Source organism: Nostoc sp. CCY 9925 (genome assembly GCF_963920935.1).
In the GTDB taxonomy this organism is placed as follows: Bacteria; Cyanobacteriota; Cyanobacteriia; order Cyanobacteriales; family Nostocaceae; genus Nostoc.
Genome location: NZ_CAWUDO010000003.1, coordinates 127164 through 144757 on the forward strand (window position 1 = coordinate 127164; position 17594 = coordinate 144757).

At 41.5% G+C, this 17594-nt stretch carries 14 protein-coding genes; 9 read left to right on the forward strand and 5 right to left on the reverse strand.

Annotated features, from left to right (window positions below; genetic code table 11):
• Window positions 1–392: 392 nt before the first annotated feature.
• Complete coding sequence (locus tag ACM0OY_RS02735) at window positions 393–875, reverse strand: hypothetical protein (protein ID WP_414567356.1); 483 nt, start codon at window positions 873–875, stop codon at window positions 393–395.
• A 348-nt stretch (window positions 876–1223) separates the two neighbouring features.
• Here ACM0OY_RS02735 and ACM0OY_RS02740 point away from each other — a divergent pair, with 348 nt between their 5' ends.
• Window positions 1224–3827: a CHAT domain-containing protein gene (locus ACM0OY_RS02740; RefSeq protein WP_414567357.1), complete on the forward strand. Its 2604-nt coding sequence runs from the start codon at window positions 1224–1226 to the stop codon at window positions 3825–3827.
• On the opposite strand, the gene ACM0OY_RS02745 is transcribed toward ACM0OY_RS02740, so the two are convergent.
• Both ACM0OY_RS02745 and ACM0OY_RS02750 read right to left on the reverse strand, forming a co-directional pair.
• Window positions 3788–4963, reverse strand: a complete 1176-nt coding sequence (locus ACM0OY_RS02745) for an NAD(P)/FAD-dependent oxidoreductase (protein WP_414567358.1) — start codon at window positions 4961–4963, stop codon at window positions 3788–3790. The two genes, ACM0OY_RS02740 and ACM0OY_RS02745, sit on opposite strands and share 40 nt — an antisense overlap.
• Before the next feature lie 18 nt (window positions 4964–4981).
• Complete coding sequence (locus tag ACM0OY_RS02750) at window positions 4982–5875, reverse strand: isopenicillin N synthase family dioxygenase (protein ID WP_414567359.1); 894 nt, start codon at window positions 5873–5875, stop codon at window positions 4982–4984.
• 149 nt (window positions 5876–6024) lie between these two features.
• Between ACM0OY_RS02750 and ACM0OY_RS02755 the strand changes: the two genes are divergently transcribed.
• Together ACM0OY_RS02755 and ACM0OY_RS02760 are read left to right on the forward strand one after the other, a co-directional pair.
• Window positions 6025–6534 carry a GNAT family N-acetyltransferase gene (locus ACM0OY_RS02755; protein WP_414567360.1) on the forward strand — a complete coding sequence of 170 codons (510 nt, stop codon included), beginning with the start codon at window positions 6025–6027 and terminating at the stop codon, window positions 6532–6534.
• Window positions 6534–7040, forward strand: a complete 507-nt coding sequence (locus tag ACM0OY_RS02760; RefSeq protein ID WP_414567429.1) for a GNAT family N-acetyltransferase — start codon at window positions 6534–6536, stop codon at window positions 7038–7040. The genes ACM0OY_RS02755 and ACM0OY_RS02760 overlap by 1 nt, the downstream gene beginning before the upstream one ends.
• Before the next feature lie 193 nt (window positions 7041–7233).
• On the opposite strand, the gene ACM0OY_RS02765 is transcribed toward ACM0OY_RS02760, so the two are convergent.
• Both ACM0OY_RS02765 and ACM0OY_RS02770 read right to left on the reverse strand, forming a co-directional pair.
• Complete coding sequence (locus ACM0OY_RS02765; protein ID WP_414567361.1) at window positions 7234–7629, reverse strand: hypothetical protein; 396 nt, start codon at window positions 7627–7629, stop codon at window positions 7234–7236.
• A 624-nt stretch (window positions 7630–8253) separates the two neighbouring features.
• Entirely contained in the window at window positions 8254–8397 is a 144-nt protein-coding gene (locus tag ACM0OY_RS02770) for a hypothetical protein (protein WP_414567362.1), read from the reverse strand.
• 1102 nt (window positions 8398–9499) lie between these two features.
• Here ACM0OY_RS02770 and ACM0OY_RS02775 point away from each other — a divergent pair.
• The 6 genes from ACM0OY_RS02775 (at window position 9500) to ACM0OY_RS02800 (ending at window position 17585) form a co-directional block, all read left to right on the forward strand.
• A complete protein-coding gene (locus tag ACM0OY_RS02775) occupies window positions 9500–11503 on the forward strand; it encodes a S8 family peptidase (RefSeq protein WP_414567363.1) in 2004 nt (667 codons plus the stop codon).
• Between the two features lie 96 nt (window positions 11504–11599).
• Window positions 11600–11836, forward strand: coding sequence for a cyanobactin biosynthesis system PatB/AcyB/McaB family protein (locus tag ACM0OY_RS02780; RefSeq protein ID WP_414567364.1), 237 nt, complete (start codon window positions 11600–11602; stop codon window positions 11834–11836).
• Window positions 11837–11863: 27 nt separating this feature from the next.
• Window positions 11864–12595 (forward strand): cyanobactin biosynthesis PatC/TenC/TruC family protein, encoded by a 732-nt coding sequence (locus ACM0OY_RS02785; RefSeq protein ID WP_414567365.1) that lies wholly within the window; start codon window positions 11864–11866, stop codon window positions 12593–12595.
• A gap of 243 nt (window positions 12596–12838) precedes the next feature.
• Window positions 12839–15169, forward strand: coding sequence for a TOMM precursor leader peptide-binding protein (locus ACM0OY_RS02790; RefSeq protein ID WP_414567366.1), 2331 nt, complete (start codon window positions 12839–12841; stop codon window positions 15167–15169).
• A gap of 135 nt (window positions 15170–15304) precedes the next feature.
• Window positions 15305–15535: a DUF5837 family cyanobactin class RiPP gene (locus ACM0OY_RS02795; RefSeq protein WP_414567367.1), complete on the forward strand. Its 231-nt coding sequence runs from the start codon at window positions 15305–15307 to the stop codon at window positions 15533–15535.
• A 343-nt stretch (window positions 15536–15878) separates the two neighbouring features.
• Window positions 15879–17585 (forward strand): DUF5838 family protein, encoded by a 1707-nt coding sequence (locus tag ACM0OY_RS02800; protein WP_414567368.1) that lies wholly within the window; start codon window positions 15879–15881, stop codon window positions 17583–17585.
• The last annotated feature ends 9 nt before the right edge of the window (window positions 17586–17594 follow it).

Below are 17594 nucleotides of genomic sequence, written 5' to 3' on the forward strand. Positions count from 1 at the left end.
GCCACAATTCTATTTAACCGCTTTTAACGGCGTAATTAAAGACGTAAAAATAGTAGCTTGTTTCAAATGACATGTAAATACAGCAGAATTCAGAATTAATAAATCTGAAGTATAGCAGAAGGCAGAAGGCAGGAGGCAGGAGGTAGGAGGTAAAAGTATTACTATTCCTAGCTTCCATGCTTTCAAAATGTCCTAACCTGTGTGACTACGGCAGTATGTTACTTTATACCGTAGGCTAACGCACCGTCAACAATTCAAGGTGCGTTGCGCTATTTGACAACACACCTGACATCGAATTTATATTTATTCACCTAGATTGAACTTTTATCGGCGACTTACTTAAATGCGCCGATCGCTGATTTATAATAAATCGGTTAAAGAGCGATCGCACTTTATTCTTTTGGCTGCAAACCCAATTCACAAATTGTTTTTGCTTCATCAACAGAGTAACTTTGGCCTAAATCTATTTGTGGTTCTTTGCACCAGCCCTGTCTAAACCACTCATAGAGAACGGTTTCGGTCGAAGTTCCTGACACAAATTGCTGGGTTTGTTTTTTAGATGGCCCTTCTGTGTTAGGGCTACATTTTTTGCTTCTCCATCCGTTACCTTCTAGCCATGTTGTCTCACTTGCACCCAAATCAATTAAGTAACGTCCATTAGATTCTGATACTGATTTAGCCACATATTTTTGAGTAATTAAACGTTGAACACACTCAGCCAAACTAGTTTTTTGACATTCAGCTAATGCCGCATCTGCTGAGATACCTAAATTAGTATATTCTTTAATGCATTGCAGATATGCTGCTTCTTGCGCTTGAACTAGTGTTTCACCAAAGGGAATGCCACTAAAGAATATTATGACTGTGGTAGTCATGAGTAATTTGTGCAATTTATTCATCATGATTTGTGAGAAAGTAATTTTTACCTCTTATATATTTACTTCATAAATAAAATCTGAATAATACTTAATAATGTTGTAGCAATTGCAGAAAACTACATAGTCAACATGCCTGAAATTTGCTATGGCTAATTACTTACGTAAATATTTTTGCAATGAGTTGACAAATATACAACTCATCTGATTTTATTTGTAATAAGCCTATTTATAATCACTATTAACCTTTGTTTTCCCGTGGTCAAAAAATTTTCTAAATCAACTACTCATTATTGGTTAACAATTTTATTTTTTGTCAGTTTCACCCTTTGTGTATGGTTGAATAATGTGCAATTGACAAGTCCCCAACTAAGTATCGGCAAGTTAGTCCAAGCTCAAGCCCCTGATGCCGATCAATTAGTTAACAAAGGTGTTGAAAGTTATCAAGCAGGAAACTTTCGGGCTGCAATTCAATCTTGGAAAGCAGCTTTAGAGTTATATACACAAAAAAAGAACTATAATAATGTGGCGATCGCCAATGAAAATTTAGCACGAACTTATCAACAATTGGGTGAAAATGAGCAAGCCCTAAATTATTGGGAGCAAGTTAATAATTACTATCTTTCTCAACAAGACTGGCAAAAAGTAGGGCGAATATTAACAGAAATAGCACAAGCTTATAGTAGTTTTGGGCAAACAGCAAAGGCAATTAATTTTTTATGCGGTGTCTCTGATGCCAAAAATATCGAAAACCTAGCATGTCAGCAAGGTAGTGCATTAAAAATAGCTTCAGAACAACAAGATAAAGCAGGGAAAATTGCAGCATTAGGAAGTCTTGGCGAAGCTTATCGGCTTCGAGGTAATTATGATGTAGCAATTCAATATCTGGAAGCTGCTAAAAAGACTAATAATCAAACATATAATTTTGCAATCTTAAATAGTTTAGGTAATGCTCACGCCAGTCGCGCCCAACTTTGGAATCTACGTACAAAATCGGCTCAACAACAAAGTATTTCTAAAGCAAGGGAATTCCAACAAAAGGCAAAAAATGATTATCAGCAAGCGCTAGAATATTTCCAATCAAGTCTCAAAGAAGCTCGTCAACAAGATAATAAATCTGGTGAAATCCGAAGTCTGCTCAATCTGATTCAGCTTTTTTACCATTCCAAAACAATCAGTTTAATACCTCAAAATCAGTTGCAAGAAAATATTCAAGAATCTTTGGAACTGTTGGATAAATTACCCGATTCTATGAATAAAGTGTATGCAGCGATCGATTTAGCAAATTTGCCTGCTGTCGATGAGGAATTAACTTCACCATTAACTCAATGTTTGGCAAAGCCAAAATTACCAAACGCGCAAGCAAAGGAATTATTTAATAAAGCTATAAATATTTCTCAGAGATTGCAAGACTCTCGTTCTGAATCTTATGCTTTAGGAGCGCTTGGTCATTTCTATGAGTGTCAAGAAAAAAAATATCAACAAGCTTGGGAATTAACTAATAAAGCAATTTGGTTAGCAGATCAAAAATTAAAAGCTAAAGATAGCCTATATTTATGGGAATGGCAAGCGGGAAGAGTTTTAGAAGCACAGAATAGAAATCTTGAGGCACTTCCTTTTTATCAAAGAGCATACAATACTCTAGAAGAGTTACGCAGCGATATTCTGATTGCAGACCGTGATTTTCAGTTTGATTTTCGAGATATCATTGAGCCTGTTTATCGTCAGCTAGCACAACTTCAATTAGAATTTGCTTCAGCAAGTAATACTAATAATAAACAACTGAGTAGTCCAGCCTTAAATGCTGCCTTAACTACAATAAATTCCCTCAGGTTAGCAGAAATTCAAAATTACTTTGGTAATGATTGTATTTTAACAGCAATTAATAACAAAAATGTTACCGAAGTCGTAGAGGACAATACTGCATTTATTAGTTCAATAGTTCTTAAAGGTAAGACAGGAGTTATCTTGATTTTACCTAATCAAGAAAGACATTTGCAATGGATAGATAAAAGTCAGGAAACTCTTCGCCAGGAAATTACAAACTTTTACGCTGGGTTAATTCGAGGAAAACGAGATATTAATTATAATACTAAAGATGCAGAAAATCTCTATGAATTAATCATCCGTCCGTTTGAGGATGATTTAAGTGCTAACAAAATTACAACTTTAGTATTTATCCAAGATAGCTTTTTGCGTAATGTGCCGATGGCTGCACTGTATGATAAAAAAGACAAAAAATATTTGATCGAAAAATATGCGATCGCTAGTACTCCCAGCTTACAATTAACCTCGACACAAAAAGTTAATATCAAATCAAGTAGAGCCTTAATTTTAGCTGTCAGTCAAGAAGCAAAAATCGACGATAAATTATTTGAAGCATTAACGAATGTTCCTCTAGAAACAAAGGCAGTTCAAGAACTATTTGCAGATACTAAAAAGTTAGAAAATCAGGAATTTACAATTAGCAATTTAGAACAAGAAATTCAAAACACATCTTATCCAATTATTCACGTTGCAACTCACGCACAATTCGGCACAATTGCAGAAGATACATTCTTAGTCACAGGAAATAATGACAAACTCACAATTAATCAACTAGAAACATTGCTACGTCAAACTAATAATAGTTCTAACTTAGTTGAATTATTAGCACTAACCGCCTGTCAAACAGCAGTTGGTGATGATAGGTCAACCTTAGGGTTAGCGGGTGTGGCGTTACAAGCTGGTGCTAAAAGTGCAATGGCTTCACTATGGTCTGTGGGGGATGAGTCTACAGCTAATTTAGTGGCAGAGTTTTATAGTAAATTACGTGAATCAAAAATGAGTAAAGCACAAGCTTTACAAATTGCTCAATTGAAACTGATTAATGCCAAAGAAACAGAGATTGATATCCAATATAATCACCCTTATTATTGGGCACCATTTATTCTGATTGGAAATTGGCTCTGACTTTTGATTTCTTTAATAATTTCATCTTCCTTGCCAGTTGCAAATTTAGCAAAGCGCTCTGCTAAGGGTGGTACGATTACCAGGGGGTTGCTAAATCCAGAAAATACATGAATGCTTTCAAATCCAGGAACAGTACCAATTAAAGGAAATTGATTGTTACTAAATGCCACTAAGCAATGATGCCAAGTTCCTGGTAAATTCCTCAAAGCTGGTAAGACTTCCCCGACACTTTCTCGCAACCAGCGTTCACTCGCTTGTGAGTTTACCTCCGCATGAGGATTTGTAAGAACGCGGCTAATTTGACCTAAACGCAAACTACCATCTTGAAACTGAATTGCCCCGGCATCTAAAATCGCTGGTACTGGTTCATTACCTGGTTCATCCCACAATTGCTCGACTTGAGTAGATTGGGCTTCTAATTGATACCGTTGCACATTTGCTGGCATAACTAAGGTGCGTAACCTGATATCAACTGGTGCAGTTTCAATTATTTCTGCGTGGGTAAAATATATCTTCAAGGAAATACCGGCTGATTTTAATAGTTGGCGGCTAAGTCCACCTGCACAGATGACGACATTTGCACTGTGGTAAGTTGCATTGGTCGTTTGTACGCCATTTTCCAATATTTGCAATACTTTGCTAACTTGGAGTTCACCTCCACTACGCAAAAAAGCTTGAATGTAAGCTTGTGCAGTTTTTTGTGGATGAATATGACCGTGTTTAACAGTTAAAGCGCCAGATATCGCCTGTTGATTTATTAGCGGTTCCAATTCACTAGCTGCTTGTACGTCCAGTAAACGCGGTACAACAGCACAATTACTATATAACGCAGCGATCGCTTCTGGGTCAATAGCTGCTGAAATAGTCAGTAACAAATCTAATTCCCGAAATTCGATATCAGCGTCTAACTCTTGAGATAGGATATGATAACGAGCGATCGCATCTTCACACAATTGGCGAGTTAGTGGTGTAGTACCCGACCAATAAGCAAGTCCACCATAACTATAGCGAGTTGCATTCTGTGGTATTTCATATTCTTCCACCAGGAGTACACCAAAGCCTGCTTTGCTTAATTCATAAGCAAGCGTAGCACCCGTAATCCCACCGCCAACCACAATCCAGTCGTAAGTTTGCATCTTAAATATCTTCCCTAATTACGAATTACCATAAGTTGCTTGTAACCGTTGTAAAAGATATTCTCCTGCTAGGATAGACGGATAAATTGGTGATTTTCCTGTTTTGCAACTCTCCAAACAAGCAATTTCTACATCATCATTAGGATGACAGAAAAAAGCCATAGAATAGCGAGACTGGTTTACTCTGTCGTCATTAGGAATCATTACCCGATGCTTAGTTGAACAAAACACATGATTTGTCCACCTCTGCATTAAATCACCAGTATTAACTATAACAGTATCAGTAATTGCAGCCGCCTGAATCCATTCTCCTGCTGTTGTTCGTACTTCCAACCCGCCGACTTCATCTTGGAAAAGTAAAGTAATACTCCCATAATCGGAATGTTCCCCTGCACGCACTTGTCCGGGTTTAGGCGGTGTTTGTAATGGGGGATAGTGGAGCGATCGCAAGGTATGATTGTGTTGGCTGTGCCTTGTGGTAAAAAAATCTTCTGGCAAGTCCAACGCCAAAGCAAATATTTGCAAAACTGTGTTAGCTAAGTTTGTGCAACTATCATAAAAAGCCCCAATACAAGCATCCATACCCACAGCACCTTCTTTGCTGACATTAAACGCCTCTTTTAAGTCACCTGGCTTATTCGGGTCAAGGCGTTCTCTCTCAATAGCAACATATCCTGTATTATTAAATTCATCATTCCAAGCTTGCTTTTGCTTAACTTCTAAAGGTAAATTGAAAAAATATTTACTATACGTGAATACTTGCTCAATTAAATCTTTTGACATACCAGAATTTTGCAAGTACATAAAACCGATTTCATGACAAGCCTGATAAACTTCTTTCACAACAGCTTGCCGAGTTGTTGCATTGCCATTCATGAAAGCAGCCAAATCAATTACTGGAATTGTAACCATCAATGATTCAAGATATAGTTAACAATTTGTAGGGTGTGTTATGCCGTAGGCTAACGCACCTCCAACTTAGTTTTATTTAGCCAGTAGGGTGTGTTATGCCGTAGGCTAACGCACCTCCAACTTAGTTTTATTTAGCGGAGGCATAAACCTTGCTCAAAATCATACCTGTAGAAAATGAACAACATAAATCTCATATTAAAAACCTGTTCTTCGACTATTTTAATGAAACTAAATCAATCTTTAGCCAAGAATATAACATCAATATAGATGTTAATACATTTTCCGAGCAATATATCACCCAACTCGATGAATTTCTACTAGCTTCAGGACGCTTACTTTTAGGACAATATGAAGAACAAATAGCTGGCTGTGCTTGCTTGCGAAACATTAACCAAGATATTGGCGAAATTAAAAGGATGTATGTCAAACCACAATTCCGCCAAAAAGGAATAGGTCGAGCATTATTACAAGCTATCATCAATGAAGCTACTGATATTGGTTACTCCAAACTTCGCTTAGACACCGCGCCTTATGCAAAAGAAGCACACGCACTTTATCGTGCATTTGGCTTTTACAATATCGAGCCGTACTTAGAAAAAACAGAAATTCCGTTAGAATATCGAGCGAACTGGATTTTTATGGAATTGATTTTAAAATGATGAATATCCGTTGTGAAACTTTGACAGACTACCCAGCAATAGCACAGGTGAATACATTAGCTTTTGGTCAAGACAACGAAGCCAAACTTGTAGAAAGAATTCGCCATTCTGACCGCTATATTCCAGAACTTTCGCTAGTTGCTGAAATTGAAGGTATGGTAGTCGGTCACATTTTATTTAGCTATATTGATTTGGCGAACAAACAAACATTACAAGTACTTGGTTTAGCACCTTTGGCAGTTTATCCCCAGTTTCAAAGACAAGGAATTGGCAGTGCATTAATCAAAGCAGGGTTAGAAATAGCCGAAGCAAACAAAGAAGCCATAGTAATTGTACTAGGTCATCCAGAATTTTATACTCGCTTTGGCTTTCAGACTTCCGTGATTTATGGAATAGAATCTCCCTTTCCAGTACCAGAAGAATTTTTCATGGTTAAACCACTGCAAAATTATCACAAAAAGTGTAAGGGAAAAGTTGTTTATCCACCTGCATTTGATGAAGTATAGTATTCATATCATGTTTGGTAGAAGACTTACCATTAAGACTGACGCAAAGAGATTTTAATAATAAGTAATTATCCGAACTTGATATCACATATGGCATAGTAAAAACTTGGGGGGGACAATAAGTCCACCCCACAAGGAAAATCGTGTGTTTTTTTATTGGTAAGTTCCTACAATTATATTTTTACTAGGGAGACTACACAACTTGGAAATTTTGGCTAGCTGCTTTTTTAGCAACAGTTTTTAACCGAGTTGCTCTACTTTTACGTAGAATTTCACTTTTACGAATTCCCCCAGCCATTTCATATTCACGGCTGTCTCTGCCGTATTTAAAGCCAATCCCCATCAGCATATTCTCACAGTAAGTAGCCAAATTTTTTTCTAACTCTTCAATTTCTATTTTGGAAGAGTCAATCATGCTGATAATAGTATTATAATTTTCTAATTTAGTGCGTAACTCTTCTATTAATTGTGTCAGTTTTGCGATATTGTAATTATCTCCAATATCCAAATTGCTATTTATTGCTTTGAGTCCAGCAAATTTTAACTCAGCACTTTCTAGAACGCGAGATGTGCGTTTTTTCTGAGACATAAATCTATTACCTTTTAAGGTTGATAACATTACTATGCCCCACTAAAACTAAATTTTGGCTCAGCAAAATCCACAAATATGGTAATTTTTATTTATTAAGTTTGGTAGGGTGCGTTATCGCGCCAGCGTAACGCACCGAACATCATGGACGGTGCGTTAGGACTTTCGTCCATAACGCACCCTACAAAACTACAAAACAAGCATTAGTCACTCCAAAACATGCCGGACTTACTAAAAGATGTTGATTAGTCACTCCAGACATGCCGGATTGGCAAAAATATGTTCGTTAGTCACTCCAGACATGCCGGATTGGCAAAAATATGTTCGTTACTCACTCCAGACATGCCGGATTAGCAAAAATATGTTCGTTACTCACTCCAGACATGCCGGATTGACAAAAACGTATTAATTAATAAATTAACAACAAATTTATCAAGGAAAACTTATTTTTTACTTATCATTCGATGACTTTGTATAATTAAGGAATCAATTTTTCTAAGACACCTTTAGTTTTACTTATATAAAAACAAAAATTTTGAGGAAAACATATCCATGTATAAGCTCAATTTAAGTTGTATTAACTCCGGTTTGTTTTGAGCTTATCAAAGGATGAATTTTTGTAATTTAATTTAATTTTCGGAGTTCTGTAAACAGAAAATTGCGATCGCCATTCCAAGAGTTGTGGATACATTGCACATCTAGGGGTGGAAATTGGGAAGATGATGTGGCGTTATCCACTACACGAGTGACACCACAAGTTTCTGGCAAAAAAGTAAATCTGTTGTGTTCGCCTAGATCTCGTAGATAAGGCGATTATTTTACCACACCAAGTACCCAAAATGAAAAATCTTCAACCCAGTTTGAAAGGCAAGTAGAACAAAGTCAATTTGCTTTGTTCATAGCTGAGAACTTATAGCGGTTTTCAATTTAATAGAATACACCCTTTGAAAATTAAATCTTCGTATGTTAAGACAGATGTCCTAATCTACTGTAGTATATTCAACTGTAAATACTTGTAGTTATCGGTGTTTTTTTTTTGAGCGTTTTGTAGACAACAAGTCAAAGTGCATCAAATGTTTGACCTGTGCGGATGCAAAAACTCAAGATAGTAGAAAATTCCTGGCAGAATGCGGGTTTTGGCTTCTTGCTTGAGTGTGGAATTGATGACCTTGCCTTCGTGAAAATTATCAATAAATTTAAAATTATTAATTTTTTTTGTTTACTATTTGAAATATTTTAGCTGCCTTAACTGTCTTAACTGTCTTAACTGTCTTAACTGTCCTCTTAACTGTCCTCTTAACTGTCTTAACTGTCTTAACTGTCTACTAAAAAATCCACTTAACTGTCTTAAATAGAGTATTAAGTGGACTATTAATTTTTTCGCTGCTATTGCTTTTTTTTGAGAAAGCTGAGATGATTCATACTCAGTTGAAGTTCAGCAAATGTTTTTAATTAAACAAGCTTATTTCAAGTCAAAAATATAGTGTTTTTCAGCCAGGTAAAAAACAACAAAATATAGTAGATAAATAATATGGCGCTTATTTTAGCTAGAAAACATAGTGTTTTTCATTGGTGTGGAAAATAATTATATATCTCAAAAAAGTAAAACTTGTAAGCGATGAAATGATACTTTGTACCTTTGCAACAGAAAATTACAAAAACCTCTGATCAAAACTTAAAACACTTGTGATTTACCCGAAGTTTTATACGCAAACGAATCAAATAATACGATCAACTAGCTATAGGACTCTTATTTGATTTATGAAAAAACTAGGTACACTTAATCTTCTAGAATCCTGTTGCCTGTTGCCTCTTGCCTACTAAGCAAAGTAAATTCTCTGAATCAAACCGGATTCCCATATAGTTATAAATGCTAGAGACATTAAGTACAATATCCCAGGGAAACAATAGTATTTGTGTGGCGGTTTTGGACGGGCCTGTTGACCGCGCTCATCCTTGCTTCCAAGGCGCTGACCTAAGGTATCTGCCCAGCTTGGTTAAAGACGATGCCAGAATCGATGGCAATATGTCTGCCCACGGCACTCACGTAGCCAGCGTTATATTTGGGCAACCTGGCAGTCCGGTGCAAGGAATCGCTCCCCAATGCAAGGGAATAATTGTACCAGTCTTCTCCGACGATCGCCGCAAAACTTCCCAGCTAGATTTGGCTAGGGCGATCGAGCAAGCTGTTAATGCTGGCGCCCACGTGATCAATATCAGTGGGGGTCAAATGACCGAATTTGGCGAATCTGATGGCTGGCTACAAAATGCCATTCGTTTGTGCCAAGAGAATAATGTTTTGCTCATCGCCGCAGCTGGCAACAATGGTTGCGATTGCTTGCACGTACCCGCTGCCATGCCCGCTGCGCTGGCTGTGGGGGCGATGGATGCAAATGGTAAACCTATGGACTTTAGCAACTGGGGCGAAACCTACCAAACACAAGGTATCCTTGCCCCTGGCGAGAACATCCTGGGGGCTAAAGTCGGTGGTGGTATCCACCGCCTTAGCGGTACGAGCTTTGCCGCTCCCATTGTCTCAGGTGTAGCAGCTGTGCTGCTGAGCCTTCAGCTGGAGCAGGGACAAACCCCTGACCCGCAAAAAATTCGTCAAGTGTTGTTGCAGAGTGCTTTACCCTGCGACGCAGACTTGCCAGAAGACACCAAGCGGTGTCTAGCAGGCAAACTAAATATCCCTGGAGCCATAACGTTAGTAAAAGGAGGAAAGATGGCTGAGAAATTCCCATCAGTTGGTGCATCAGAAGTCGGTGCATCAGAAGTAGAAGCCGCAGGCTGCGGTTGTGGTGGTGGCTTAACCAGCACTAGTGAAGCGATCGCTGGCGGAGGGCAACCAGTTTCTAGCTTGGTTGGACCACCAAGCAAGCTACCAGGAACTGAGGCTGTCCTTAACAACACCCCCAACTTGCAAAACTTAATTCAATCGTTTCCCACCTCTGTAACCCAACAACCAATGATGTCCAACCTCACTGCTAACTCCGTCACTGCCAGCCAAGCCCCCAGCGAACTTCCAGGTCTCGGCCAGCTTACCTACGCCTTGGGAACCCTGGGCTATGACTTCGGAACTGATGCTCGTCGGGACTCCTTTAAACAACTGATGCCACCGTTTGACTTCAATGGTGTAATGGTACCAGCTAACCCCTACGATGCTCGGCAGATGGTGGACTACTTGGACGCCAATATTTCGGAAGCGCGATCGCTAATTTGGACACTTAATATAGAATTAACTCCAGTGTATGCGATCGATCCTGCGGGTGCCTTCGCTGCTGAGTCCTACCGTGCCCTCCAAGAACTCCTCGCGGGTCAAATCCAACCCGAAACCGACATAGAATATGTCGAGCGCGTCAGCATACCAGGCATTTTGACAGGGCGCACCGTCAAACTCTTCTCTGGTCAAATTGTCCCAGTGCTGGAACCCCAAAGCACCCGCGGTATGTACGGCTGGAAAGTCAACAACTTAGTGAATGCAGCCTTGGTAGCAGTTCAAGCTGAAGCTGGGACTGTTGACGAAGATAGAATCCGCAATACCTTAGATGGCTTCCTCAACCGCATTTACTACGACCTCCGCAACTTGGGAACCACATCCCAAGACCGCGCCCTCAACTTCGCGGTTACCAACGCCTTCCAAGCTGCCCAAACCTTCAGCCAAGCAGTTGCTGTTGGTATGGAACTTGACAGTATTACCGTAGAGAAAAGCCCCTTCTGTCGGATAGATAGCGATTGTTGGGATGTGAAACTGAAGTTCTTCGACCCTGAAAACAACCGCCGTGCCAAGAAAATTTTCCGCTTCACCATTGATGTCAGTGACTTGATTCCTGTTACCTTGGGCGAAGTTCGTTCCTGGTCTTCACCGTATTAAAGGGCAATACAATTGGGTTAAGAGTGCAACCAAAAAATGCACTCTTGCCATTAAACGTAAATTTGTTTACCCTAATTATACGGAGATTACTCAACGATGCGACTTCCTGTATTGTCTCCCCCCGTCAAACGACCTCATTTCGTACAGCCGGCGCTGTGCGTGGATCTGGAAAATGGCGATCCAGAGGATTTGGTGCATATTCGGATGGATCTGCTCCATGCCGCCAACTATAACGATCCTTCAACCTTTGCCAACCGTAATATCAACCAAGTTATGCACTCTTGTGCCAGCCCAAGCTGGGGCGGCTTTGCAGGTATGGGACGATTCTTTTAAGGAACCACTGACAAGCCGTTAATCACAATGTCTCAACAAACTCAAACTTTATGGCAAATTGGTCAACCTGGTAAAGGAGGTCAAGAGTTTTCGCAGACAGGCGACTGGCAAGAAGAATTTACCTACATTATTGGGTCAGATCCAGACCCAATTAACCACCCGCAGATGCCATCGTTGCTCTTAGCTCCAAGCCGCAAAACAAAATCACGGCGCAAAGCAAAGCAGCTTTTTTCCACGGACAAATTGAATATTCAATTTACCCTTGCCCAAAGCTACAGTGCAGGCGAACTTACGCTCTTTTACAACTTTTTTGGCTCTGAAGTTGACACCCTTTGGGTTGATGGCGAGCCAGTGGCCGAACTCGTAGGCTCAGGTAAGGTAACCCAAAACCAAATTCTCTTGCCAGCCCTCAGTGCTGGGCAACATACCCTGACCCTGACCACTGCTGGCGGGTCGGGAGATGGCGGACACCGGATCGACTACCTCAAGTTAGAGGGGATTGTTGCTCCCGTGCAACCGCAAACCCTCCAAAGACCGCAACCACCAAAGGAAACTAAGGAAACTATGGCTAAGGAGAAAACAGAAATAACACCCCCAGAAGTCTCCTCGACCCCCGAACAGAAAAAGAAAAAGTCTTATGTGCCCACTTCTCAAACCGGGCTGCAAGATTATTCTTACTGGTGGGAGTACGTCAGACAACATGCCAAACCGCCCGAACAGCAGAACAAGTCCTTCCGGCGGGGTCGTATCTGGGCTTAATCAGTTAATCGCTGACCAATAATTTCTCCCAAGTTACGAGAAAGTGGATAAATCCTCGGACTCAATCTGCAATCTCAAATCCTGTGAGAGGATAGCCCCAGGATAAATCCTGGGGTCAATCCAAAATCCGTCTTGAAAAGTTCAGAGACGCTCGCGGACTCGCTATCGCTGCGCTAACGCCGGAAGCCGACGCTCCGACTTTTCGCAAAATCCAAAATCCAAAATTGTCTGACTGTTTGCTTTATGCAATCCACCACACTGCTGCAAATTAAGCCCCACTTTCATGTCGAGGTGATCGAGCCAAAGCAAGTGTATCTTCTTGGCGAACAGGGTAACCATGCCCTCACTGGGCAACTCTACTGTCAAATTGTACCCCTGTTAGATGGGCAACACACCATCGACCAGATTTTTGAAAAGCTTGATGGAGAAGTCCCAGCGGAATACATCGACTATGTGCTAAATCGCTTGGCAGAGAAGGGCTACCTCACCGAGGCAGCGCCAGATCTATCCCCGGAAGTGGCAGCATTTTGGAGCGAGTTAGGGATTGCACCCCCCGTTGCAGCGCAGGGGCTACAACAGTCGGTAACACTGACAACGGTGGGCAAGAATATAAGTGAAGTGACTGTTGCTGCCCTGGCAACTGCGTTAAGGGATATGGGCATTCCGGTGCAAAATTTCCCAGATGCAAGTTGCTCAATAGCACTTAACATCGTCTTGACCGATGACTATTTGCAGCCCGAACTGGCTACCATCAACCAACAGGCTCTTGAGCGGCAACAAACTTGGCTGCTCGTCAAACCCGTGGGTAGTGTCCTGTGGTTGGGGCCGGTGTTTGTTCCCCAAGAAACCGGGTGTTGGGACTGTCTCGCTCATCGGCTGCGGGGTAACCGTGAAGTTGAGTCTTCGGTATTGCGGCAAAAACAAGCCCAGCAGGAGCGCAATGGCCAAAAAGATCGTGTGGCAGGAAGCTTGCCCACAGCACGGGCAACGCTGCCGTCTACCCTGCAAACTGGGCTACAGTTCGCCGCTACCGAGATTGCCAAGTGGATTGTCAAGCAACACGTCAATTCTGTTGCGCCGGGAACGGCTCTCTTCCCCACCCTCGACGGCAAGGTTATCACCTTCAAGCAAACGATCCTAGATTTGAAAAGTCATATCTTGATTAAGCGGCCGCAATGTCCGACCTGTGGTGACCCGGAAATTTTGCAGCGGCGGGGGTTTGAACCGTTGAAGCTAGAATCGCGCCGCAAGCAGTTCACCCATGATGGCGGTCACCGCGCTGCCACTCCAGAACAGACTTTGCAAAAATACCAGCACTTGATTAGTCCGGTAACGGGAGTAGTAACGGAACTGGTGCGAATCTCTGACCCAGCTAATCCGTTGGTACATACTTATCGGGCGGGGCATAGCTTCGGCAATTCCACCTCCCTGCGCGGTCTACGCCATACCTTGCGCCATAAGAGTTCTGGCAAGGGTAAGACCGATAGCCAATCACGAGCGAGTGGTTTGTGTGAGGCAGTAGAACGTTATTCGGCTATTTTTCAGGGGGACGAACCCCGTAAACGGGCAACCCTGGCAGAACTAGGAGATTTGGCGATTCATCCAGAGCAGTGTTTGTGCTTTAGCGATGAGCAGTATGCTAACCGAGACATGCTGAATGAGCGGGCAACTGTCGCTCATGACTGGATTCCCCAGCGGTTCGATCCGAGTCAAACCATTGACTGGACACCAATGTGGTCGGTAACGGAGCAGACCCATAAATATGTACCCACAGCGATGTGTTACTACCATTACCCCTCGCCACCAAACCACCACTTCTGCCGAAATGACTCTAATGGTAACGCAGCAGGTAATACCTTGGAAGAAGCAATCCTACAAGGGTTTTTGGAACTGGTGGAACGCGACAGTGTGGCATTGTGGTGGTACAACCGTCTGAGCCGTCCAGCAGTGGATCTGAGCAGCTTTAATGAGCCGTATTTTATCCAGTTGCAACGGTTTTATCAGGAAAGCGATCGCGATTTGTGGGTGCTGGATTTGACAGCAGATTTAGGTATTCCAGCCTTTGTAGGCGTGTCGAATCGGAAAAGTGGAAGCTCAGAAAGACTGGTTCTTGGCTTTGGAGCGCACTTAGACCCAAGCATTGCCATCCTCCGCGCCCTTACAGAAGTCAACCAAATTGGCTGGGAACTGGATAAAGTGCCAGACGAGAACCTCAAGGGTGAGGCGACAAATTGGTTACTGAGTGCGACGTTAGCAAATCATCCCTATCTAATTCCCGATTCTACTCAAGCCCTCAAGACTGCTCAGGATTACCCCAAGCTTTGGGGGGATGATATTTACGCTGAGGTTATGACCTGTGTAAAGCTTGCTCAAGAAGTTGGTCTAGAGACTTTGGTGGTAGATCAAACCCGACCCGACATTGGTTTGAATGTGGTTAAGGTGATTATGCCAGGAATGCGGCATTTTTGGTCGCGGTTTGGGTCAGGTCGCCTATATGATGTGCCAGTGAAGCTGGGGTGGCGAGATGAACCGCTCACTGAAGCTCAGATGAACCTCATACCGATGCCATTTTAAGTATTTTTAAAGTTTGCGGGCAATAGATTTCGCTACATATCAAATATTGCCCTACTAGGCTTCTTCTCAAGAAGGAGGGGCTGACCCACCCTGACGGGTCAATAAACCAAACAACAAAAAATAGGAATTTTTCTCATGGATAAGAAAAACATCCTGCCTTACCAAGGCAAGCCTGTAATCCGCACAACCAGCGGTAAGCTCCCCAGCTACTTAGCTGAACTCTCTGAAGAATCTCTAGGTGATGCTGGTGTAGATGCATCTGTGTACTGTTCCGTAGATGCGTCTGTGTACTGTTCCGTAGATGCGTCTGTATACTGTTCCGTAGATGCGTCTGTGTACTGTTCCGTAGATGCTGGCGAAGCTTAAACATCTCTGATTTGCTAATTTTAAACAAATCGATCTTAAGCCTAGTCCACATTTGGGAAAATGGCAGTTCACTGTCCTAAGTATCAGAACTAAACGGTATTAGGCTTTAGGCGAAAGACGAGGCTGAAGATGCTTGGATGGCAGACATTCTCTCAAGTCTTGTCTTCCTTATCTTAGTCTCGTCTTTTTTATTCAAGACGCACTCAAGCTCACAACCAATTGATACCATTTTTCAAAAATGTTGCTTATTAAAAGTTTTCTTGTCTGCACAGTGAACTTGACTTGTGACTAACTACTCATAAATTATGACTTTTCTAACCACGGCTTATCGTGATTAAACATTATGCAGAATAATTCCATTAGTCCTAGTGTTACTACTCAGTTCAACCCGACACCTGAAGTCGAAAAAGTTCGTAATTTTTATAATAAAAATTCGATTAACTTTAGTCGTATGGTTCCCGATCCAGTAGCTAGATCGCACAACCTTAGCCTAGCAGCTCGTATGGGAATACAGCCCGGAAACTATATCTTTGATGCGGGTTGTGGAGCAGGGATACCGGCGATTCATATTGCCCAGTCGTTTCCCGGTACGCGAATTGATGGTATCACGATTTCGGAAGTGGAAGTGGCCGAAGCCCAAATTCGGATTGCCCAAGCAAACTTAGTTGACCGGATACGGGTGCAAATGGGTGATTTCCATGCACCGCCGTTTCCAGACGAAGTATTTGATGTAGTTTTTTTTAACGACAGCATTAAGTATTCCGATCAGTTATCCCAAGTTCTTGCTCAAGCCAAACGCGTACTTCGTCCGGGGGGAACACTATACATTACAGGTCTATTTATTAAAGAGCCACCCCTCTCTTCCCTAGAGCAACAGGCAATCAATGAGGCTAAACAGCAAGAACTACAAGGCACTCATATTATTACTCTCAATAAAACGGTTGAAGTTATTCAGCAGGCGGGTTTCCAAGCCATTGATTACGACGAAAACCAAATGGTTAAGATGCCAGCACTCGCTTTTCGTATTGCTTATGCAAATTCCTTACACCCTTATATTCCTCTATTTTTCGCTGATATTAAAGCGGTAAAACCAGCCAAAGTTAAAGCTCAAAAACGGATTCAAAGTGGTAGTATAACCTTCAGCCACGGTCAAAATCGTCATGAAGAAAATTTGCGTTACATTGAGGATCACAAGCAAATTTTTGACATTGAAAATTCCTATCTATTGAATTGCTTTGAAGAATTTATAGGAAAGCAGCGAAAAGATAAAGGAGGTTCGATTATCTGTTGCTGCAATGTTGAAAAAGACCGTCTTTATCCAGCTCGCTTTTATTACCTCTGTGAAGTTCATGTCTCGGATGCAACTAAGTTGCTTGATATTGAAGATTTTCTCGTATTTTGCCGTGGCATAGAAGAAAGACCAGAACTTCAGATTAATCGTCAGTTACTTCAGCAGTTTTTAGCCACGGGTCTAGATACTTCTAAAGTGGATATGGTGAGTTTTGCGATTGATGTTCGTCCAGAAGTAAGACATTCGCGGATTAAGTTGTATTTGACCATCAAAGATTATCCAGAAAAAATAGCAACTGCCATAAAACTTTGTGGAGAACAGCGTGATTGGAAAAATTTAATTATAAATGGGATGTTATTGGTCGGATTTGACTTTTTCTTTGACAATCGATCTGCTGTAGAAGTTTATCCCACCTTCTACCCAACCGACCTTCAGCGGTCAGATGTCCAAGCGTATTTAACTTCAATACTCCCTGTCAAAGCACTTCCACTGCTCAATGAGAGTACGTGTGTTCAAATCGGTATTAGCGATCAGAACGATAGTGATGTCCTCTATTTTGCTGGTTTTAAATCTCCCAACCGTGCTGTTGACTATGTTGGTAATGAGATGGTTAAACAAGTTCATTCTCACTATCGTAATCGAGTCTTTCATGATTTATATCTCGGTATGCCTGAATCTGAGTTTTTTGCTGATTCAATTCAAAGGGTAAAAATGTACTATCACATGATTGACTTTGTGAGCAGAATAAAATCAAGATGAATATAAAAT